Annotated in this window: 22 protein-coding genes; 17 read left to right on the top strand and 5 right to left on the bottom strand. The window is 28.1% G+C overall.

Annotation, left to right across the window (positions count from 1 at the left end; genetic code table 11):
• Positions 1-3 precede the first annotated feature (3 nt).
• On the bottom strand, positions 4-1,119 hold the full coding sequence (locus HRT41_05195) for a hybrid sensor histidine kinase/response regulator (protein ID NQY23405.1): 1,116 nt from the start codon (positions 1,117-1,119) through the stop codon (positions 4-6).
• A gap of 256 nt (positions 1,120-1,375) precedes the next feature.
• On the opposite strand from HRT41_05195, the gene HRT41_05190 reads away from it, so the two are divergent.
• Complete coding sequence (locus tag HRT41_05190; protein ID NQY23404.1) at positions 1,376-1,735, top strand: RidA family protein; 360 nt, start codon at positions 1,376-1,378, stop codon at positions 1,733-1,735.
• Between the two features lies 1 nt (position 1,736).
• Here HRT41_05190 and HRT41_05185 read toward each other — a convergent pair whose 3' ends face one another.
• Positions 1,737-2,231 (bottom strand): redoxin domain-containing protein, encoded by a 495-nt coding sequence (locus HRT41_05185; GenBank protein ID NQY23403.1) that lies wholly within the window; start codon positions 2,229-2,231, stop codon positions 1,737-1,739.
• A 139-nt stretch (positions 2,232-2,370) separates the two neighbouring features.
• Positions 2,371-3,921 carry a BCCT family transporter gene (locus HRT41_05180; GenBank protein ID NQY23402.1) on the bottom strand — a complete coding sequence of 517 codons (1,551 nt, stop codon included), beginning with the start codon at positions 3,919-3,921 and terminating at the stop codon, positions 2,371-2,373.
• Positions 3,922-4,181: 260 nt separating this feature from the next.
• Here HRT41_05180 and HRT41_05175 point away from each other — a divergent pair, with 260 nt between their 5' ends.
• The 6 genes from HRT41_05175 to HRT41_05150 all read left to right on the top strand — a co-directional run bounded on the left by HRT41_05175 (position 4,182) and on the right by HRT41_05150 (position 8,900).
• Entirely contained in the window at positions 4,182-4,991 is an 810-nt protein-coding gene (locus tag HRT41_05175; GenBank protein ID NQY23401.1) for a helix-turn-helix transcriptional regulator, read from the top strand.
• A gap of 64 nt (positions 4,992-5,055) precedes the next feature.
• Positions 5,056-5,955, top strand: coding sequence for a DMT family transporter (locus tag HRT41_05170; GenBank protein ID NQY23400.1), 900 nt, complete (start codon positions 5,056-5,058; stop codon positions 5,953-5,955).
• Positions 5,956-6,052: 97 nt separating this feature from the next.
• Positions 6,053-6,904, top strand: a complete 852-nt coding sequence (locus tag HRT41_05165; protein NQY23399.1) for a helix-turn-helix transcriptional regulator — start codon at positions 6,053-6,055, stop codon at positions 6,902-6,904.
• Between the two features lie 65 nt (positions 6,905-6,969).
• The gene (locus tag HRT41_05160; protein ID NQY23398.1) at positions 6,970-7,518 is read left to right on the top strand and encodes a YbhB/YbcL family Raf kinase inhibitor-like protein; all 549 of its coding nucleotides are present in this window, start codon (positions 6,970-6,972) and stop codon (positions 7,516-7,518) included.
• A 196-nt stretch (positions 7,519-7,714) separates the two neighbouring features.
• Positions 7,715-8,188 carry a redoxin domain-containing protein gene (locus tag HRT41_05155; protein NQY23397.1) on the top strand — a complete coding sequence of 158 codons (474 nt, stop codon included), beginning with the start codon at positions 7,715-7,717 and terminating at the stop codon, positions 8,186-8,188.
• Between the two features lie 13 nt (positions 8,189-8,201).
• On the top strand, positions 8,202-8,900 hold the full coding sequence (locus tag HRT41_05150; GenBank protein NQY23396.1) for a hypothetical protein: 699 nt from the start codon (positions 8,202-8,204) through the stop codon (positions 8,898-8,900).
• Between the two features lie 34 nt (positions 8,901-8,934).
• Here the strand turns inward: HRT41_05150 and HRT41_05145 are convergent, their stop codons facing one another.
• Positions 8,935-9,762, bottom strand: a complete 828-nt coding sequence (locus HRT41_05145) for a helix-turn-helix domain-containing protein (protein ID NQY23395.1) — start codon at positions 9,760-9,762, stop codon at positions 8,935-8,937.
• Between the two features lie 150 nt (positions 9,763-9,912).
• Here HRT41_05145 and HRT41_05140 point away from each other — a divergent pair, with 150 nt between their 5' ends.
• The 10 genes from HRT41_05140 to HRT41_05095 all read left to right on the top strand — a co-directional run bounded on the left by HRT41_05140 (position 9,913) and on the right by HRT41_05095 (position 20,697).
• Positions 9,913-10,461: a dihydrofolate reductase gene (locus HRT41_05140; protein NQY23394.1), complete on the top strand. Its 549-nt coding sequence runs from the start codon at positions 9,913-9,915 to the stop codon at positions 10,459-10,461.
• An 87-nt stretch (positions 10,462-10,548) separates the two neighbouring features.
• Positions 10,549-11,127 carry a hypothetical protein gene (locus HRT41_05135; protein ID NQY23393.1) on the top strand — a complete coding sequence of 193 codons (579 nt, stop codon included), beginning with the start codon at positions 10,549-10,551 and terminating at the stop codon, positions 11,125-11,127.
• Between the two features lie 118 nt (positions 11,128-11,245).
• A complete protein-coding gene (locus HRT41_05130) occupies positions 11,246-11,590 on the top strand; it encodes a hypothetical protein (protein NQY23392.1) in 345 nt (114 codons plus the stop codon).
• Complete coding sequence (locus HRT41_05125) at positions 11,590-14,055, top strand: leucine--tRNA ligase (GenBank protein ID NQY23391.1); 2,466 nt, start codon at positions 11,590-11,592, stop codon at positions 14,053-14,055. Before HRT41_05130 ends, HRT41_05125 begins: the two co-directional genes overlap by 1 nt.
• Before the next feature lie 15 nt (positions 14,056-14,070).
• Positions 14,071-14,583 (top strand): hypothetical protein, encoded by a 513-nt coding sequence (locus HRT41_05120; protein NQY23390.1) that lies wholly within the window; start codon positions 14,071-14,073, stop codon positions 14,581-14,583.
• A 50-nt stretch (positions 14,584-14,633) separates the two neighbouring features.
• Entirely contained in the window at positions 14,634-15,728 is a 1,095-nt protein-coding gene (locus HRT41_05115) for a bifunctional folylpolyglutamate synthase/dihydrofolate synthase (GenBank protein ID NQY23389.1), read from the top strand.
• Positions 15,718-16,620: a M23 family metallopeptidase gene (locus HRT41_05110; GenBank protein ID NQY23388.1), complete on the top strand. Its 903-nt coding sequence runs from the start codon at positions 15,718-15,720 to the stop codon at positions 16,618-16,620. Before HRT41_05115 ends, HRT41_05110 begins: the two co-directional genes overlap by 11 nt.
• Positions 16,566-17,018 (top strand): polymer-forming cytoskeletal protein, encoded by a 453-nt coding sequence (locus HRT41_05105; protein ID NQY23387.1) that lies wholly within the window; start codon positions 16,566-16,568, stop codon positions 17,016-17,018. The genes HRT41_05110 and HRT41_05105 overlap by 55 nt, the downstream gene beginning before the upstream one ends.
• Positions 16,996-19,086: a DEAD/DEAH box helicase family protein gene (locus HRT41_05100; protein ID NQY23386.1), complete on the top strand. Its 2,091-nt coding sequence runs from the start codon at positions 16,996-16,998 to the stop codon at positions 19,084-19,086. The genes HRT41_05105 and HRT41_05100 overlap by 23 nt, the downstream gene beginning before the upstream one ends.
• Positions 19,087-20,697 (top strand): cation:proton antiporter, encoded by a 1,611-nt coding sequence (locus HRT41_05095; protein ID NQY23385.1) that lies wholly within the window; start codon positions 19,087-19,089, stop codon positions 20,695-20,697.
• A 12-nt stretch (positions 20,698-20,709) separates the two neighbouring features.
• On the opposite strand, the gene HRT41_05090 is transcribed toward HRT41_05095, so the two are convergent.
• The gene (locus HRT41_05090) at positions 20,710-22,416 is read right to left on the bottom strand and encodes a lysophospholipid acyltransferase family protein (GenBank protein ID NQY23384.1); all 1,707 of its coding nucleotides are present in this window, start codon (positions 22,414-22,416) and stop codon (positions 20,710-20,712) included.
• Positions 22,417-22,490: the final 74 nt, after the last annotated feature.

Below are 22,490 nucleotides of genomic sequence, written 5' to 3'. Positions count from 1 at the left end.
AAACTAGTCTTTTTTATTGGCTAATAAAAATATAAACTTTAAACCAGAAACTATATTTTGTACTTTTACTTTGCCTTGAAAACTTGTTTGCACAATTAGTTTTACCAAATAAAGGCCAGTACCCGTGCCTTTTTCTTTATTTGTAAAATAAGGGTCAAAGATTTTCTCAATATTTTCTTCTTTGATTCCTCCTGCATTGTCTTCAAATATTACAACAGTATAAGCATCTTTTGTAAGTGCATTAATATGAATTTCTCTGTTTTTTATATCTTTTTCTATAAAAGCATCTTTTGAATTAATAAGAAGATTTAAAAAAACTTGCTCGAGTTCTGTTTCTACCCCATATACTTTTTGATCTGTTATATGGCAATGAATATTTATATTATTGTTTTTAAATTGTGAAGATAAAAGTTCTATGGTTTCATCAAAGGCATTTTTTAATAAAAATTCTTTTTTTACTTTATCGGGATTGAAAAAATTCATAAAACCATTAATAGTATCGTTCATAAAGTGTATTTGTTTTTTGGTATTTATATCAAATTCTTTCACAAAATCATCATTTATTTCATTGTATTCATGAGAGAGTTTTATATCACTGCAATATAAAGAAATGACATTAAGAGGTTGTTTTAGTTGATGAGATATGACGCCAATCATTTCTCCCATAGTGGCCATTTTTGATTGATGCAGCAAGATTTCGTCTTTTTTATGCAGTTCAAGACTTTGTTGTTTTTGTGAATCAAAAAGATCTATATATACTTTTAATTTGGAAGATAATAAAATATCATCAATGGGTTTCGAAATATATTCAATGGCTCCTAGTTCATAACCTCTTTTTTTGTATTCACTGTTATCAAAAATTCCAGTAATAAAAATAACAGGAATATTTTTTGTTTGTTCTATTCCTTTCAAATATTCTAAAAATTCAAAACCATCAATATCTGGCATTTGAATATCACTTAATATTAAATCAACAGGTTTCTTCATTAACAATTCGATAGCATCTTGAGCATTAAGTGCTGTATAAATATCTAAATCGAAACTATCTTCAATCATCATTTTTAAGGTATAAATATTTTGTTCCACATCGTCAAGTAAAAGAATAGAGAATTTTTCCATTTTATGTCCTTATATAATAATATTATAAAATTATTTAACTTAGTTTCTTCCATTTTTATTTATGAATTAAGAAGGAAACATAAGAGAGTTCATAAATAGTAAAATGAAATAAATAAGGAACTTATTTTAATAGTGTTATTATAAATTATTTCCTTCTTAGGAATTTATCCCTGCTTCAAAAAGAGATGAGCTTTTAGCAGATACTTAGTGCTAAATAATTAAGATATAGATAGAAAAAATAAAAGGATTAAGCTTTATGATAAAAAGAGTTAGAGGTAAATATACGGGAAGAAATAAATCTTCCAAATATAAAGATTTGGTTTTCACTGTTGCAACATCATCTGATTTAAGTCTTGATATAGAAGGTCAGACAAAATTAACCCTAGAAACAATTGAAAATAATTTAAATGAACTAAATTCCAATAAAGAACAAATATTAAGTGCACAAGTATTTATAGCAAATATGAAAGATAAAAATAAAATGGATGCGATTTGGACACAATGGATAGGGACGAACCCAGACCATTGGCCGCAAAGAGCTTGTTTGGGTGTAGACTTAGAAGGAAATACTCTAATAGAAGTAACTGTTACAGCTGTTACTTCTATTATTGAATAGTTTATTTACTTAATGCCATTCTAGAATATAAACCGGCTTTAGTCGTATATCCCACTTCTGTAAATTTTAAGACTTTATTTTTGTCATAAATAAAAGAAGTGGGAAAAGCTTGAATATTAAATTTACGTGAATAATAAGCATCTTCGTCATTTACTACTCTAAAAGATAAGTTGTTCTCCTCTAAGTATTTTTCTATTTCTTTTTTACTGCCTGATTGCACTGCAATAGTAATTACCTCATAATCTTTTGAAAGTGCTTCAATATTGGAAGCTTCAAAACTACAAGTAGGGCACCAAGTAGCCCAAAAATGAACAAGTAGTGGTTTGTCTTTTTTAACAAAATATTTACTATTATCAAGAAGAGTAAAATGGTTTTCTTCAAGATTATTTTTATTTAAATCAAGTGAACGATAATAACTTAAAGCATTTAATACAATGGTAAGGACAACAATAAAGATAATACTTTCTTTAAAATATTTTTTTAATTTGTTTTTCACTTTTTACCTTTTAAGCTATATTAATGTAATTATATTTTTTTATTGTTAAGAAAGTGTTAAAAGCTTAAAGTTGATGACGGTTTTTGGGGGAATAGTTTAGCTTCATGATAAGAAAGTATCATGAAACTAAAGAGAGTAATTATTTTGTTTTTAATTCAGACTGTAAACCTCTGTAAAGGCTATAGGTCATAATTAATAAAATGACAGTAAAAGGTAAAGCTGTAGTAATTGAACCTGCTTGTAGGGCACTTAGTGCATCTGCCCCACCTACGTATAAGAGTGCAATGGCAACAAAACCTTCCGTAAGCGCCCAAAAAACTCTTTGCGCTACTGGAGCATCTTGTTTTCCACCTGCGGTAATACTGTCAATTACTAAAGATCCAGAATCAGAGGAAGTTACAAAAAATACAATTACTAATAAAATTGCAATAAATGATGTGATACTTGAAAATGGAAGGTTTTCTAACATTTGAAACATTGCTAAGGATTTATCAGTAATACCATTACTTAATGCACCTACTTTTCCAATTACTTGGTCAAGTGCCGTTAATCCAAAGGTACTCATCCAAATAGAAGTTACAAAAGTAGGAATTAATAAAACGGCAATTAAAAATTCTCTTACTGTTCTACCTTTTGAAACTCTTGCAATAAACATTCCTACAAAAGGAGACCACGCAATCCACCATGCCCAGTAAAATACTGTCCAGCCATGATACCATTCGCTATCTTCTCGTCCTACAAAATTACTTAAAGCAAAAATATTTGAAGCATAATCACTAAGTGTTGTGCCAACTCCTGTAATGATTAATAAAGTAGGACCAACAAGAATAATAAATACAAGCAGTATCAAAGCAAGAATAATATTAAATTTACTTAATACTTTAACCCCACCCTCTAAACCACGTACCACTGAAACAACAGCTAAAGCAGTAATTGCTAAAATAATATAGATTTCAGTGTTTACTCCTTTTTCAATACCAAATAAAAAATTAAGACCAGAAGAAACTTGTTGCGCTCCTAATCCTAAAGAAGTAGCAAGTCCAAAAATAGTTGCAAATACGGCAAGTATATCAATTATATGTCCTGGCCAACCCCAAATTCGCTCTTTTAATAAAGGATAAAATACTGATCTCATTGTCAAAGGAAGTTTTTTATTATAAGAAAAGAATGCTAAAGCTAATCCCACTACCGCATATATCGCCCAAGGATGTAAACCCCAGTGAAACATAGTTGCAGCCATTGCTAATTCTTTTGCTTCTGGTGTATTTGGAAGCACATTTAAAGGCGTATGCCACCATGAAGTATAATAAGCTACTGGTTCAGCTACGGACCAATACATAAGCCCAATTCCCATACCCGCAGCAAAAAGCATAGAAAACCATGAAAATCTTGAAAATTCAGGTTTTGCGTCTTCTCCTCCAAGTCGTATTTTACCAACAGGTAAAACAATTAATGCCAAACAAAACACTACAAAAATGTTTCCTGATAACATAAATAACCAATCAAAATGATTGATTGACCACCATTTAGCTCCATCTAATATTTCTTTTGCTTCTTTAGGAGAAGCAATAGTACCTATTACAAATACTAAAATTAATATAGCACTTATAATAAATACCGGATTATGCATATCAAGACCAAACTTTCTAATATTGTCCTGGCCAAGCCTGTATTTTATTTTTTCTTCCATTATTTTTCCTCCATCGGTAAATAATTTTACCGATTAAAATAACATAAAATACTTCATCTAAGCTATAAAAGGAGAAATTTGAAAATATTATTAAAAGAAATAAAACATCAACCCCCTTAGAATTAAAAAGATATTGATTTAATATTCAAGCTAGGGTGCTGTTCTTATTTGTGAAGAATTAAATATTCTCTAGGCTTTATTTATATATAATATCATCAATATAAATATACGAAGGTTTGATAAAAAAAGGATGGATTTTAGTGGAACATAAAATATTTAAGAATAAAAACTTGCCTTTTGTAGAGTTGCGTTATGCCCAAGTGGTAAGAGGATGTTCTAAAAGCCATACCCATGAGCTTATCACTATAATTGCTATTAAAGAAGGAAAAGTAAATTTAATTCTAAATAAAAAAGAAGAAATACTCAATAATAAAACAATTGCATTTTTGAATCCCAATACGGCTCATTGTATAGAGGTACTTGATAAAAAATCTTTCGGAGATTATGTGCTTCATTTAGATAAAAGTTGGTGTGCAAAACTTCAAAAAGAATTATTCTCTAATGATGATTATCTTCCTTTGCAAAAAGTTTTACTTAATACAAAAAATATTAACAAGAACTTCCTTGTGCTTTGCAATAAACTTTTAAGTACGGATTCTTCTTTAGAAAAAGAACGTGACCTAGTTGTTTTTATGAAGACATTATTCTTAGATTTTTTGTCTGTTTCAAAACCAGAAAAAAACAATACAACAAGTAAAGCACAAAAAATAAAAGATTATCTTGATGAAAATATAGAAGATAACTTATCCTTAAAAGAACTTTCTTTAGAGTTTTTGATTAGTGAAGTTCATATAATACGCTTGTTTAAAAAAGAATTTGATTTAAGCATTCATTCATATCTCTTGAATAAAAAAGTACATAAAGCAAGAGAGCTTTTAGGAAGTAAAGAAACGATATTAAATATTGCTTTGCAAAGTGGGTTTTATGATCAAAGTCATTTAAATAAAGCCTTTAAACGTGTCTTTTCACTCACCCCTAAAGAGTATCAAGACAATATACTAAAATGTTAATTTCATACAATACTTAAAAAAGTAATTTTTATATAATACTTCAAAATAAGACTTTGGAGAGTGTATGAGAGAGACAAAATTAGGAATAGCAGCAGGACTTTTTACAATATTTGCATGGGCATCTGCAGGAATATTTATAAACTTATTAGATACTTTACCTATATTGTTAATTGTAGGAATACGCTTGAGTGTTTCTTTATTTGCACTTTTTTTTATTGTATTTTTTTTAAAGAAAAATATTCGTAAGTATTTAAGTGAACTAAACAATTACAGAACATGGTTATTGGGTTTTGTATTGTTTTTATGTTATTTATTTGGAACTCTGGCATTTGCTTTAGCTCCTGTAGGAGAAGTTACTATTCTTATGACCACTTCACCTTTATTTGTTATTTTATATAAATACTTAAGAAAAGAAAAAATCACGGCTTTTGAAATTATTGGCGTAATACTTGCTTTTTTAGGAGTATTATTAATCACTTTTAATGAAATCACTTTCAAAGATTTTCTTGCTTCTTCTAGACTTTTAGGAGATGCACTTGCTCTTTTAGTCTCTTTGTTATTTGCTTTATATGCTATTATTTATAAAGCTATGAATGAAAAAAATAAAGCCCCCCATTCTTTTAGTATTGCTTTTGCTACTTTTTTTATGGGAATAGTATTACTGCTTTTTTTTATAGATACTTTTTGGGAGAATAATATAAGTGCTTTATCAAACTCGAATGTCGGATATTTACTTGCTATTTCAATATTTTCAACTGCTCTTCCTACTATTACTTATAGCCTTGCCTCAAAATATTTAAAACCCATACAAACAACAAGTATTTTATTATTAGAGCCTTTTATTGCAATAGGCTTAGCCGTGATATTTATTAAAGAAATACCAAGTATTTTTATTGTTCCAGGATTTGTTTTTATTTTATTGGGTTTATTTTTTATAATAAAGAAAAAAAAAGAGAAAACTTAACTATATTTTTAATGCTTTTTTGATATAAAATGATGCAATCTAACTATTCAAAAAAAGAATATAAATGTTAGAATAAAATAAAAGAAGGACAAAACAATTGACTTATATCGTTCCTAATACTTTTATAGAAAATAAAGATGTTAAGCTAAGAGCAATAGATGATTTATATTATTTAGATTATAGTACACAGAAAAAGAATGATTTTATTTCTTTTAGAACTACCATGCATTGTTTTATTGTTCTACTAGAGGGTTCAAAAGTAATACATTTTAAAGATCAAGATTTTGCTGTTGAAGAAAATGAAGTATGTTTTTTAACACAAAATAACTATTTTATGAGTGAAAGACTGGCAAAAAATGCCCAGTATAAATCCCTTGTAATATATTTTGATGATAGATTTATTTTTGAATTTCTAAAAAAATATAAGATTGAAGTCACTGCTACAACAGAAAAAGATATTGTAAAAGTACAGAGCTTAAATGATAAATTCTTAAAAAACAGTATTGATGTTTTGCAAGAGTATGTTAAACAAAATTTAGATGAAAATATTTTAAAACTCAAAATAGAAGAAATTATTTTACACAGCCTTAGAACAAATAAAATGGCTTTTTTAGCGTATTTAAATGCAATAAAACTTAGCAGTGGAAGTAGAAATAAGTTTATTCTTGAATCAAATCTTGATTTAATTCAAAATCTTGATGATATGTGTAAACTAGTAAGAATGAGTCCCAATCAACTAAGAAACTATATCAAACAAGAATATAAATTAAGTCCAAAAGTATGGTTGGATAAAAAAAGATTAGAACAAGCGTCTATGATGTTAAAAAATACCGATAAAACAATAAGCCAAATAGCAAGCGATATTGGTTACTCCACTGTATCTTGGTTTATTTCTCAATTTAAAAAACACTACAGTATTACTCCTAAAGAATTCCGATATAAAACGTAAGTTTTCTTGTACTTTGAGATTTTTCTTTTTTGTATTATGTCCTTACGTAAACAAAAAGGAATAATATGAACGTAAAATTTAAAAAATTAATTTTAGGGCTTTCTCTTACAATATGTAGCTCAAGCATCTTTGCAGAAGGTTTTACTTTAAAAAGTAAAGATTTAAGAGGTCAAACCTCAATGAAACAGGTGTTTAATGGTTTTGGATGTAAAGGAGATAATATTTCTCCTCAATTGTCTTGGGAAAATGCACCCAAAGGAACTAAAAGTTTTGCTATTACTATGTATGACAAAGACGCTCCTACTGGAAGTGGTTGGTGGCATTGGTTGGTTTTTGACATTGATAAAAATACCAGCAATATAGCTACAAATGCGAGTGCAAGAAATACTCTTCCACAAAATAGTATAGAAAGTAAAAATGATTACAGCACAACTAATTTTGGTGGTTCTTGTCCTCCCAAAGGAGATAAAACACATATGTACCTAACTACTATTTATGCACTTGATGTAGCTACCTTAGGTTTAGATAATAAAACGAATCCTGCTTTAGTTGGTTATATGATTAATGCTCACACCCTTAAAAAAAGTTCACTTGTGACATATTACAAACGATAAATTCTATTAAAGAAGAGTATAAGAGGATATAAGACTTTATTTCTTTTATTCTTTTATCTCTTTATTTTAGACAATACTTCTATTTAATTCTCCTCTTTTTTTAAATGTACAAATTATCCTATTTAATGTAGAAAAATGCTATTTTTATTCTCTCTTATATTTCCTATACTTTTACAGACAGAAAGAAAGGAAGAAAATGAAACATCAAAAAGCACAGGAACTTGAAGTTCTTGAATGGTTAAATACAAAAAAAGACATTAGCCTTGAAAAACTAAAAGGCAAAATCGTTCTTATTTATGTATTCCAAATGTTATGTCCTGCTTGTGTTCAACACAGTATTCCTCAAAGTAAAAAACTTTTCAAAAGATTTTTAAATGAAGAAATAGTTATTTTGGGTTTGCACAGTGTTTTTGAACATCATGAGGTGATGAGTCCTAAAGCACTAAAAGTATTTGTAGATGAAAATGATATAAATTTTCCTGTAGCAATTGACTTGAGTGTAGAAAAAGATTTTATGCCAGCAACAATGAAAAAATATAATATGCAAGGCACACCAACATTACTTATTATTGATCAAGAAAGTAAAATAAGAATGCACGCTTTTGGTTTAGTTAATGAGCTTGATATTGGCTTATTACTTGGAAAATTATTAGAAGAAAAAAAGGATTAAAATGAAAAATATAATGAAAAAGAGCTTAAGTACTTTATTGATAGCAGGAAGCATAATAATGCATGCAAATGATGATTTTAAAATCAAAGAAGCAAAAGTTGAATATATCAAAGCTCTTGATTTATTGGTTTTTTCGCAAAAAGTAGCGGGAAAAGCGGGGAATACGACACCTGATCTTAATGGAGCATTAAATGGAGCAAGTGTTTTAGGCTATGTTTTTCCAACAAGCCTAAAATCAACAGATGTTGGTTTTAATGCTACACAAGGAATAGTAGCTCTTGCACTTACGAGCCATCCTGATTTTGATGATACTCCTCTTTGGGATGAAAACAATGATAAAAACTTTAAAAACGATGGAAAAGTATGGCATCCCCATTGGGTTGTTTTAGTAGAAGATAAATCTTTGGAAGGTGGATTAAAAGTAAAAGAATTTAAAAAAGCCGACAAAGAAGTGATTTTACCTCCAACGAATCCTGGAATGCCAATGTATATGGATTCTCCTGGTTTTTCTGTAGTAATACAAAATGATACGATTAAAGCCTTAGTTCCAGCAAATAGAGTGAATAATAAGATAGATTTTTCTTATGATGCTGTTTCTGTTTTAATGAAAGTAAATACCAGTAAAGAGGTAGCTTTACTTGGAGTGTATAAAGTATACTCTGTTTTAGATGGTGCACTTAATTTGAAAAATAAAGTGACAAACGTTAAATAAATATATGTTTTTTCCTCTTTTAAGAGGAAAAAACTTAGGTATAAATTTTTAGATTATTTGCTCTAAATTCTTTTGGACAAAGTTTTGTATGATTTTTAAAAAACCTTGAGAAATAAGAAGCATCAAAATAACCAAGTGCTTCTGCTATATCTTTTACAGATTCTTGACTAAAAATTAGCTCTCTTTTTGCTTCTACAATTAATCTTTCACTTATTAAATCTGAAACTGTTTTATTGATATTATTTTGAATAATCTCATTTAATCTTTTGGTCGTAAGATCAAATTTTTTGGCATAAAAGGAAGCGCTTTTTTCTTCTTTATAATGTTGGTCAATGAGTATTTTGAGATTTTCTACACGTTTATCAGTATTCAAACTTTTTGCTATATTTGTTTTTGATTTTATTATATATTTTAAGAAAGAAGAAAAAAGATGAGAAAGAAGTAAAAAATCATCATTATTAAGATATTCTTCTTTAATCATCTCAACCAATAAGGTCAAATTCTTTTTTGTTTTATTGCAAATATTAATGGAAGATTCTACATTGTTATTAAATAAATTGTTAATGATTTTATCATCATGAAAAAACTCTTTTGAAAAATTAAATATATAACCATCGTATTCATTATTAAAATTATTTAAATGCCATTTATGGACTTGTGAGGGTTTTATTAAATACACCAAATCTCTTTTTAATTCATATTCTTCAAAATCAATGCAGTGTTTTCCCTCTCCTTTAGTAATAAAAATAAGTTGATAAAAATCATGCCTGCATTCTTTGAAAATATTATTCTTATATTCATCTTTTATATAAAACAATTCAAATTGTTTATTACATTCTAACTTTTTATATAAAATACTCATTATAAAACCTTTATTTTTTTCTTCTGTGATTATACAGTAAATGAAATAATAAAAACAGTAAATATAAGAATAAAATAAATTTTATTTTTGATTAAATCATCTAAATTAAGTGTAAGATGTACTCAAATTATTTTTAGAAGGAATAATATTTTGAGTTTAATTGTTTCGGTTTTTATAGCAACAAGTTTAGATGGTTTTATAGCAAGAGAAAATGATTCTTTAGATTGGTTAGATGATGCTAATAAAACACTTCCTATAGGTGAAGATTGTGCTTATGAAAAGTTTATGCAAGGTGTTGATGCTTTGGTAATGGGAAGACATACCTATGAAAAAGTTTTGACATTTAAGCAGTGGCCTTACAAAAATAAAAGAGTAATTGTTTTAAGTAGTACTAAACTTAAGATTCCAAATGACTTAAGTACTTATATTGAACATTCTTCTTTATCTGGAAAAGAATTATGTGCTTCTTTGGAAAAAGAAGGCTTAAAGCGCATCTGTGTTGACGGTGGAATAACTATTCAAAGATTTTTATCTGCTAAATTAATTAAGGATTTAACGCTTACAATAATCCCCGTATTAATAGGAAAAGGAAAACCTTTATTTTCTTCTTTGATCAAAGATATTAAGCTAAAACTACAAAACACTAAAGCCTATGATTTTGGATTTGTTCAAATGAAATATCAAATTATAGAGCAGTGAAATAAGACAAAAATAAATATTTTGTCTTATTTTAAAATGTTTTAATCTTACTTGATTTATAATAGATGATTAGCTAGGAGTAATATTATGAGTGATAATATTTGTGAGGTTTGCAATAAACGTTTTGGAAATAGGTTTTTTAATAAAACCTTAAAAAAATGTTTTTACCATGCAAAAAAAGTTACCCAAAAAAACGATTATACATGGGCTGATCATTTTTCTTCAAAACTTTATTTTTCTAGTTTAAAACTCTTTTTTAATAATTCTAAAAAAGCATTTATTTATTTTTATATCTTTGTTTTTCTTCTTATCTTTATTGCTATTTTTCAATACAGTTTTTTAAGTAACAAGGATCAAAACATTTTAAGTCCTTCTTTTTTATCTCCTTTTTTAATCCATTTTTTTAAAGCTTTGGCTATTGTGCTTATGACAGCATCCTGTTTGTATTTTTTATTAAAAATTACGCTCAAACGTTTTTTGCTTATAATAATTTTGGCTTTTATCTTTTTATATTTTTGGTGGACTTCGGATGTTTTTTTACTTTTACTTATAGAAATTTTAAATCCTTTTACCATTGTTGAAAATCCTTTTACTTTGGCATACAAAATCATACTTTTTTATCCTCTGTATAAAATATTAAAATACATGCTTAAAACTAAGGTTTAAAAGATTATTCTAAAGCGCTTACAGGCTTTTTATTGTTGGCTTAGACCTTCTTATATAATGGCTTTTTTATGCATTTTTAGATATTATGGCAAATTAATAAAACAAACAAAGGATACACATGGATTGGGGTAAAGTTACGTATATATTCTTTTCACTAATGTCACTAACAACAACAGCAGGATTTTTATATGAGCCACACGCTGTTCCTCTTTTTATAGCAGCTTCGGTTAATATCATTTCTACCATTTTAAAAATTGGTGTTAGAAATTTATTGGCGGCTGAGTTATTGGCAAGTTCACTGGTGGCGGATCTTCACTTGATTCCTGCATTCATGGCCTTAGTATTTATGGGTGATGAAAGATTAGCAATGGCTTTAGCTATTGGAGCAGTGGTTGCGAATCTTTTTTCAATTGCTCTAGCATTAATAGAAAGTTCAAAAAGCGAAGATAAGGAAGAGTACTAATGGAGTATAATCCACGATTAGTTGAGAAAAAATGGCAAGAATATTGGGACAAAAATAATTCTTTTGAGCCATCAGATGATAAAAGTAAAGAAAAAAAATTCATATTAAGTATGTTTCCTTATCCAAGTGGACGTATTCACATGGGACATGTAAGAAATTACTGTCTTGGAGATGCTTTTGCACGATATTTTAGAAAAAAAGATTTTAATGTTTTACACCCAATTGGTTGGGACAGTTTTGGAATGCCAGCTGAAAATGCAGCAATAAAACACAAGTCTCATCCTAAAAAATGGACCTATGAAAATATTGATTATATGAGAAATGAACTAAAAGGTCTGGGCCTTTCTTTTTCAAAGAATCAAGAATTTGCTACTTCTGACCCCTTGTATACGAAGTGGGAACAAGAGTTTATTATTAATATGTTTGATGATGGTTTATTGTACAGAAAATCTACTACTGTTAATTGGTGTGATGAATGCCATACTGTTTTAGCAAACGAACAAGTAGAAGATGGAGCTTGTTGGAGATGTGATACAATAGTTACTCAAAAAGAAATGCCAGGATATTATTTAAATATTACAGATTATTCTCAAGTTTTATTGGATGATTTAAAAACATTGGAAGGACAATGGCCTTCAAAAGTTTTAACCATGCAAGAAAATTGGATTGGTAGAAGTGAAGGTTTAGAATTTGATTTATTTTTAAATTCTTCTAGTAAAACAAAACTGGATGCGAAGTTTGATAATTTTACAGTGTTTACAACCAGACCAGATACTATTTATGGAGTAACCTATTCTGCTTTAGCACCTGAGCATGAAATTGTTGAATATATAATTAACAATAAATTATTAAGTGAAGATAAAATAGCACAAATTAAAGCTATGAGAAAAGTAAGCGAGCGAGATAGAGCTATTCAAGATAAAGAAGGTCTTTCTTTAGAAATTACTGTTATTCATCCAATTACTGGGGAAGATATTCCTGTATGGGTAGCTAATTTTGTATTAGCATCTTATGGTGGAGGAGCTGTTATGGCTGTTCCTGCTCATGATCAAAGAGATTATGAATTTGCAAAACAATACAATTTACCTCTAAAACAAGTTATTGCAGGCCCTGCTGGTATTGATGATAATATGAGTGAAGCGTATACAAAAGAGGGTGAATTAATTAATTCAGAATCTTTTAATGGTTTGAAAATAAATAAAGCAAAAAAAGCAGTTATTTATCATTTTGAGAAAAACTCTTTAGGGAAAAAACAAGTTAATTATAAACTAAGAGACTGGGGAATTTCAAGACAACGATATTGGGGAGCACCTATTCCTTTTGTTCATTGTGACTCTTGTGGTTTAGTACCTGAAAAAATTGAAAACTTACCTATTTCTTTACCTGATGATGTAGAAATTACGGGAGAAGGTAATCCTTTAGATACTCATCCTACGTGGAAACATACAACTTGTCCTAAATGTGATAAAAAGGCGCTTCGTGAAACAGATACTTTAGATACTTTTGTACAGTCTTCTTGGTATTTTTTGCGTTATGCCACCTCTCATAAAAAATGGGAAAAAGAAGGTATTTCCAAAGAAGATACTGAATATTGGATGGATGTAGATCAATATATTGGTGGAATAGAACATGCAATTCTACATCTTTTGTATGCACGATTTTTTACAAAAATTCTAAATAAAATGGGATATACAAAATCAACTGAACCTTTTAAAAAACTATTAACACAAGGAATGGTTTTAAAAGATGGGGCTAAGATGAGTAAATCTAAAGGGAATGTAGTTGATCCTTCTTCTATTATTGAAAAATATGGAGCAGATACTGCACGTTTATTTATGATGTTTGCAGCACCTCCTACTAAAGAGTTAGAATGGAATGATTCTGCTGTTGAAGGTTCTTTTAGATTTATCAAACGTTTTGCAAGTAAATCTTACGAAGCACAAGGTGTTAGTATTGATGAACTTTTAAACATCAAACACGATTCTTTAAATAAAGATGAAAAAGAAGCACGAAAAAAAGTATATCTGGCTTTACAAAAAGCACAAGATGTTTATACTAAAACCTATACCTTTAATACACTTATTGCTGCTTCAATGGAAGCATTAAATGCTTTGGGCGGACAGAATAACAAAGTAGTTTGGGCAGAAGCTTATTATATTTTAAGCAATATTTTAGAGCCAATTATTCCTCATATTTGTTGTGAAATTGCAGATAATTTATTTGAATTAAAAAACTTTAATGTTGATTTAGAAATAAAAGACGAAGTTTTTATTCAAGATGTATTTATTTTAGCTGTAACCATTAATGGTAAAAAAAGATGTGAAATTGAAGTAAGCCCAAGTGCTTCTAAAGAAGAAATTCTTACACTTGCAAAAATCGCAAGTAAAAAATGGCTTGAAGATAAAGAGCTTATAAAAGAAATTTTAGTTCCAAATAAATTAGTTAACTTAGTAATAAAAGGATAGAGTTTGATGAAAAGTATAAAGATTTTAAAAAAAGTAATATTGGTACTTTTCATTTTAAGCTTTTCTGCTTGTGGTTATAAAGCAACGTCATTTTATGCAAAAAAAAGTGTTGGAGAAAATGTTTACGTTGATTTAAGTGTTAATGTCGAAGATCCAAAAAACTCAGTATTGATAAAAGATGCAATGAACAAATTGTTAATAACACGTTTGGGATCAAAACTGGTTAAAGTAAGAGCAGAAGCTAATACCATTATGTTTGTTAAATTAAATTCTGTTTCAATGAGTGAAATACAATACGATGAAGATGGTTATACACAATTGTATAGAGCTACGGCTAATATAAATGTAAAAGTTTTTTCAAATAATAAATTAAAAACATTTAATGTTTCGGGGACGTATGATTTTTCTGTTGATGATTCCGACACTATTAGTGAAGCAAGTCGTTTTTCTGCAATTAAAAATGCCTCTAATAAAGCAATGGAACTGGTATTATCAAAACTAGCTATTTTGTCTTTTAAGGAAAAGTAGTGTGCGACTTTCAACGCTGTAGTTTAGAAGAACTCTTAGCCAATAAAACAATGTATTATGACAAAATAGATTTTTCTATTATTGAAGAATCATGGAAAATTCTTAAATCTTGCATAGAAGTACCTTATGTTATTCATTTAGTTGGTACAAATGGAAAAGGCAGTACGGGAAGATTCTTAGCCCATTATTTAAATAAAATAGGTAAAAAAGTACTTCATTATTCCTCTCCTCATATAAAAAAATTTAATGAAAGAATATGGATTAATGGAGAAGATATAAGCGATGAAGACTTAGAACAAACGCATAAAAAAATACAAAATATTCTTCCTCTTGTTTTACTCTCTAAACTAACATATTTTGAATACACAACACTTTTGGCATTATATAAAGCCAATAATATGGATTATTTGGTTTTAGAAGCTGGTTTGGGTGGAGAGTTTGATGGAACAAATGTAATTAAAAATGATCTTTCTTTAATTACTACAATAGATTTAGACCATGTTGTCTTGTTAGGAAACAGCATTAAAGAAATTTCTTATACTAAAATGAGAGCCTGTGATAAAAATATGATTGTGGGACATCAAATACATGAAGAAGTTTTTTTGCATGCAAAAGATTTAATAAAAGAGAGAAATTATGAACTGTTTTGCATTAATGATTTTGATCTAAGTAGTTTTAAAATTGATTTAAATTTACCTGCTTATTTATTAAAAAACTTAGATTTATGTTTAAGTGCTTTACAGTTTTTAGGCATTGACCTTAATATAGAAGTATTCAAATCATTACATTTAAAAGGACGATTTGAAGCATTAAATGATAATATTACCCTTGATGTTGGGCATAACCCTTTAGCAGCAAGTGAAATAAAAAAACTCTATAAAAATAAAAAGATTATTTTAATTTATAATTCTTATGCAGATAAAGATTATGAAAAGGTATTAAAAATACTTAAACCTATTATAAAAGAAGTACAGATTTTGTCTATTAATGACGAAAGAATGCTAAAAAAAGAAACTTTAATCAAGTTATGTGGAAATTTAAATATAATGGTTAGTGATTTTAAGAACATTGATAATAATGAAAAATACTTAGTATTTGGTTCATTTTTAGTAGTAGAAAAGTTTATGGGAATATATGAAAGATAGATTAATAATAACAGTATCCGATGTAAATAGCACAAAGTCCTATAATATACATCAACTTGTACGAAAGTCAATTATAATCATTGCAATCATTGCAGTATTGTTAATTGCTTCTTCTATATGGTTTATCACTTTTTTAAATGATGAAATTGTAGATTTACGAATTACCAAAGAAAAAGAAATAATGGTTTTGACAAAAAAAGAAAAAAAACTTTTAGCACAAAATAGTTTTTATTCAAAACAAATTGAAGGTAAAGTTAAAGACATAGAAGAGTTAAGCTCAAAATTAGATGATATTGAAGAAATTATTGGCCTTAAAAAAGACGATACAAAAGATGAAATTACACGAGCAACATTAGCTAAAATTACTTCTGTTGAAAAGATTTATATGCAAATGGTGATTCCTAATGGTTCACCACTCTTAGATACTATTACAAAATCACGCTTTGGTTATAGGATTCATCCCATTACTAAAAAGAAAAAATTCCACAGAGGAATTGATTTAAGAGCAAGACGAAATACAAAAGTTTTTTCAACAGCTGATGGGGTTGTCCGTTATGTACAATCGCGTGACAGGGGAGATTTTGGTAGGGTGGTGATTATTTCCCATAATTATGGTTTTGAAACAGTTTATGCGCATTTAAATAAAACTAAAGTTAAAATAGGTGACGTAGTTAAAAAAAATCAATTAATAGCATTAACTGGGAGCTCAGGACGAAGTACTGGCCCTCATTTGCATTATGAAATAAAATATGCAAGCAAAGTTTTAAATCCAAAAGACTTTATGAAATGGAATTTAAAACAATATGATTTATTATTTACAAAACAAAGGAGAGTACAGTGGGAATCTTTAATAATGATGATACACAAACAACACAAGCTGGGGCTACAATAATTGCCAAAGGAACAACAATAATTGGGGGTATTAATACTCCAGGTTCTGTTCATATTGATGGTAAGTTTGAAGGTGTAATTTTAGATGCTGATTTAATTTCAGTAGGTACTACTGGAGAAGTTATTGGAGATGTAAAAGCAAATAGTATTGTTATTAATGGTTTATTTGATGGAAAAATTGATTGTGAAACCATACAAATATTATCCAATGGAAAAGTAATTGGAGATATTGTTTATACTGAATTAATGATTGACTCTAAAGGAAAATTTGAAGGACATGGAATTAGAAAAGGTTCTGAGCTTACTTCAAGGTATGGGGAAATTGAGAAAAAAATCAATAATATCGTTGGTAACCAATTTCAAATAGAGCAAGAAGTTGAAGACAGTAAAAAGAAGTAAACTTGATGATTTGTATCTTCAACGAGATAAAATCAATGAAGAAATACATCATTTAGAAAGTCTTAGTAAAGAAAATTTTTCAAAAGATGAAAAAATAAATCTTTTTAGATCTTTGTTTATTTGCAGAGAAGATGTTTTTGCAAAAGAGTGGAAAAACAAAGAAAATAAAGCGAATTTTTTTCCAGTTGAGACTTTTTTTAAAAGTGGTGTTTATTCACCTCTCTCTAATAAAGATATTGAAGACCACTTAAGAGGGCACTCTTTTCTTGCTTCTTATTTAATTAATCAACATAACTTTTGTCGTTTTTTTCTTTTAGAAATCTCTTACGATTCTAAAGCTGCTTTGGTTACATTATTAAAAAAGTATGATTTAAATGCATATTTTGAAATAGATTCACAAGCTAATTTATTAATGTGGATTTTTTTAGAAGAGCCAATTTTGGCAAAAGATGTAAGCGTATTCGCTATGCAGCTTTTAAAAGAAGCATATATCTCAGGAAAAACCTATCCCTCAAGTAATTTTGTGAATTCTTCTACTTTGGGTGCTTATATTGAACTTCCTTTGTTTTTAAGCGCTAGAAATGATAATAAGACAGTATTTATTAATGTTAAGAATGAAGTTATAAAAGATCAGTGGAAATTCTTGAATGCCATTAAAAAAATTCCAAAAAAACAATTCTATTCTTTATTAAAACAAGAAAAAATAATGGCCTTTGAAGAAGTAGAGTTTCCTTCTTTTATTTTAGAATTAACCTTACATGATTATATTTATATCAAAACAAAAAATTTATCAGCAAGTTTAATGAATGTTTTTAAAGGTTTTGCATCTTTCCCTAATCCTCAGGTGAAAATATTATTGAACTTACGAAAACCTCTTTATAATATTCCTCGTGTTATTAAAAACTATGAAGAAGATGAACATTTTTTAAAACTACCAAGGGGTTTATTGTATAAAATAAAAGATTATCTTAAAAACAATGGTGTTAATTATTCTATAGAAGATAAACGCCTTTACAACAAAGAACTTTTTCCTTCCATTGTATTTACTTTAAGACCTGAACAAGAAGAGGCTATAAAAGAAATTAGTAAGTATGATTTTTCTTTATGTGTTGCACCTCCTGGTTATGGAAAAACACTTATTGCTTCAAAAATGATAGAAGTAAGACAAGCTAATACTTTGGTATTGGTTAATAAAAATATGTTATTGGATCAATGGATTGAGCGTTTTGTTGATTATTTTTCCATGAGTAAAAAAGACATTGGTTTTTTAGGAAAAAGTAAAAATACCTTAAATAAGCGCTTGGATATAGCTACCATGCAAAGTTTAAAAAATCAGCCAGAGTTAATTAAAGATTATTCTTTTGTTATTGTAGATGAATGCCATCATATTCCAGCAGTAACTTTTGAACAAATAATCAAAAATTTTAGAGGCAAATATATTTTGGGTTTAAGTGCCACACCTAAAAGAAAAGATGGTTTGCAAGAAATATTATATGAACAAGTAGGAAAAGTTGCTTATGAATTTAGAAAAAAAAGAGATATTATTCATAAATATGTATTGATTGAGACTGAATTCAGCAGTAATAGTGATAATTACTCTACACTAATAAATGAAATAATACTTGATGATAAAAGAAATCATTTGATTATTGATAAAATAAAAGAAAATTTAAACAGAAAAATATTATTATTGAGCGATAGAATTGAACATATAAGTATTTTACAAAATATTTTAGATGAAGATAACATTGATTATGTGAGTATTCATGGACAACTTAGCAAAAAAGAACAAAAACAAAACATAGCCTTGGTTGAAGAAAAGAGTCTTATTTTAGCTACTACTTCGTATTTTGGGGAGGGTATTGATTTTCCTCATTTAAATACTATTATGTTTGTAACTCCTATATCTTATTACGGACGTTTGGTTCAGTACTTAGGAAGAGTTGGACGTAATGGACAAGAATGTTTGGCTTTGGATTTTTATGATTTAAATAATGGCATGCTTAAATCTACGTATAAAAAAAGATTAGATGGTTATAAAGAAATGCATTACAAAAAAGGAAAATAAATGTTAGGAATTATTGTAGCAACGCTTTTAATTGCAATAGTTGTAAATCTTATTTTAAAAAAGTTTCACTTACCCACCATTATTGGTTACATTGTCACAGGTACAATTATTGCATATACCTTTTCTTTGCATGATGCTGTTAATAATCATACCCTTAAAGAAATGGCAGAGTTTGGTATTGTCTTTTTGATGTTTACTATTGGATTAGAATTTTCTATTGAACATTTAAAAAGAATGAAAAAAGAAGTCTTTTTTACGGGAACTCTTCAAATATTTTGTACAACAGTTTTTGTAGTACTTATTTGTGTATTTATTTTAGATTTTGATTTTCAAACGTCTTTAATTATAGGGGCTGCTTTGTCCTTATCCTCAACTGCTATTGTCTTAAAAACCTATAATGAAACAAAAGAGATTAAAAAACGTCATGGTCAGCGAGTATTGGGTATTTTAATCATGCAAGATATTGCTGTTATTCCTATTTTATTAATGATTTCTATTTTTACTATTAAAGGGGATCAAAGTGTTATTTATATAATTGGGGAAACTTTTTTAGCTGCTTGTATCTTATTACTTGTTTTGTATTTAAGTGGAAAATATTTAATTGAGCCTTTTTTCACTTTGGTATCTGAATCAAACAGTGAAGAACTGTTTGTAGCATCTGTTTTACTTATTGCTATTGGTTCGTCTTATTTAGCCCATTCTTTTGGGTTCTCTTATTCTTTAGGCGCGTTTGTGGCTGGAATGATGATTTCTGAGACTAAGTTCAAACATCAGGTCGAATCTAATCTTACCCCTTTTCGTAATTTGCTCTTAGGTCTCTTTTTTATAACAGTTGGAATGCAAATTAATTTTACTGTTATTTTAGAGAACATAGGTACTATTCTATTTTTATTGCCAGTATTATTAGGAATAAAATATCTTATTATTTATTTTATTGTTCGAATTGATGATACTAAAAGAGTGGCTTTTAAAACAGCAGTTTCTTTAATACAAATAGGAGAGTTTTCTTTGGCTATTTTAGAGCTTGCAAGAAGTGGAAGTTTAATTGATCCTCTTCATTCACAAATTTTAATAGTTACCATTGTTATCTCTATGATTTTAACACCAATTGTATTAAAGAACCTTTCTTCTTTAGCAGCTACTTTAGTCCCAAAAGATGTCTTACAAATAAAGAATACTATGCTTGTTAAAAAAGACACGAGAGGACATATTGTTGTTTTAGGTTATGGTCATATTGGGCAAGCAGTTGCAAAAAAATTAAAAGAAGATGCTATGGAATATGTTATTATTGAGCAAAATCTTAAATATTACGATGTAGGTATAAAAAAAGGTGACAATATTATTTTCGGAAATGCTTCAAGTAAACATATTTTAGAATCAGTGAATATAAGACAATCGTGTGCAGTTATTGTAGCTATTGATAATCCAGAAAAATTACACTTAATATGTGAAGTGATTGATGATTTAACCCACAATACAAAAACCATTGTAAAAATAACAAAAGGAAGCGATAAAAAAGCGCTTAAATATCTTCACTTAGAGCATATTATTGTAGAAGACGATATTGTTGCAAAAGCATTGGTTGCAGAAACAAAGTTTTGTAAAATATAGAAAATCTATATTTTACTTAATATATCTTTTTCTTTGTGATTCTTTGATTTTATCTATTTCTACTAGAATAAATCCATCTATGCAATCGGAGAAATTTTCATCAATATTAAATCCATGAAAACTAACCCCTTCTTCAATACATAAATCCCCATACTGTTTGTACAAAGTAGGAATACTCACTCCAATAGTACTTAAAGATGATTTCAAAATTTTAAAATCTGCTTTTCTATCATTTAAAACAAAAAGATCTTTAAAATAAGAAATATCATTTCCATATTGGTAGGATAGTTTTGATTCAACTAATTCTTCTTTGGCTTTAAAGTAGTGCGAATAATAAAAAACAATCATGTCTTTTGCAATGCCTGGATAAGAATTTGAGATACTAACAGGCCCATACATATACTTAATTTGTGGGTTTGCATGTAAATAAGAACCAATGCCATACCAAAGATAATCTAACGCTCTAGTACCCCAATATTTGGGCTGTACAAAACTTCTTCCTAATTCTATTGAGTCTTCTAAATAAGGAAACATTTCTTTTTTATATTTAAATAAGGTATTGGAATAAAAACCATCTGCTCCAATGTTTTTATAAATAAAAGCACCATTCCCAATTCTATACGAACCCACAATTTCTAATTCTTCTTCATCCCATAAAATTATATGCTGGTAATAAATATCGTATTTATCTGTATCGCTTTTTTTATTAATACCTTCACCTACTTTTCTAAACGTAAGCTCTCTTAAACGTCCCAGTTCTTTTAATACAATACTGTCATGAATATAATCGTAAAGATAGATTTTTTTTCCATCACCTGTTTTTCCTAAAAGTTGGGCAGATTTTAATTCATGTAAAAGTGCTTTTCTTTTTTGAGGATGAGCAATGGCTTTTTGAGTAAGAAAATAAGATTTTTTTCCTTTTTTAAGGGCATAAAGATGTTTTTTATATAAAGAAATTAGGTATTTAGGACTAAGTCCTTTTGGGTTAATATTTTCATTGGGAATAATTTGTCCAATTTTGATATCAATATTTTTTGATTTGTTTTTAAACATTTCATTTGATAATAATAAAGTAGAAAGACTTTTATTAATAATACTCATAGTATAAAAAACTTTAGAGTTTTTTCCATCTAAAAAGATTGGTAGAATAGGAGAATTAGAATGTCTGGCAAAATTTAAAAATCCTTTCGACCAAGCAGGATCTTGAATTCCTTTTGCACTGGCCCTACTTACTTCTCCTGCTGGAAAAACAATAATAACTTCTTCATTGTTTAAAGCAGCATATATTTCTTGAATGGATTTTTTACTTTGTCTGTTTTTATAATTGTTAATGGGAATGAACAAAGAAGAAAGTGCTTCAATGCCCGCTAAAAAATCATTAGCAACAATTTTTACATCTTTTCTAATAGAGGAGATTAGTTTTAACAAACATAAAGCATCCAAACCACCTAAAGGATGATTTGCAATGATTACCAGTTTTCCAGTACTTGGTATATTTTGTAAGTCATTTGAAGATACTACATAATCAAAATCAAAATCATCTAATACAGCATCTACAAATTCCAAACCTTTAAGGTGGGCATTTTCTAATAAAAATTCATTAATATAATCTTCATGGATTAATTTTTTTGCAATTTTAATAAGTGATTTTTTTATAAAAGAAGATTCAATGTCTAATTTTGGAAACTTCTTTTTAATTTCATATTCTAGGTCAATCATATCTTATCCTTTCAATAATTCTACTCTTTGATGGTTACAAATAAGTTACTAAAATTTTTTCTTGCTCTAACGTT

The organism is Campylobacteraceae bacterium (genome assembly GCA_013215945.1).
GTDB lineage: Bacteria > Campylobacterota > Campylobacteria > Campylobacterales > Arcobacteraceae > NORP36.
The sequence above is the reverse complement of the archived record's forward strand: the minus strand, read 5'-3'. Positions and strand labels throughout refer to the sequence as shown.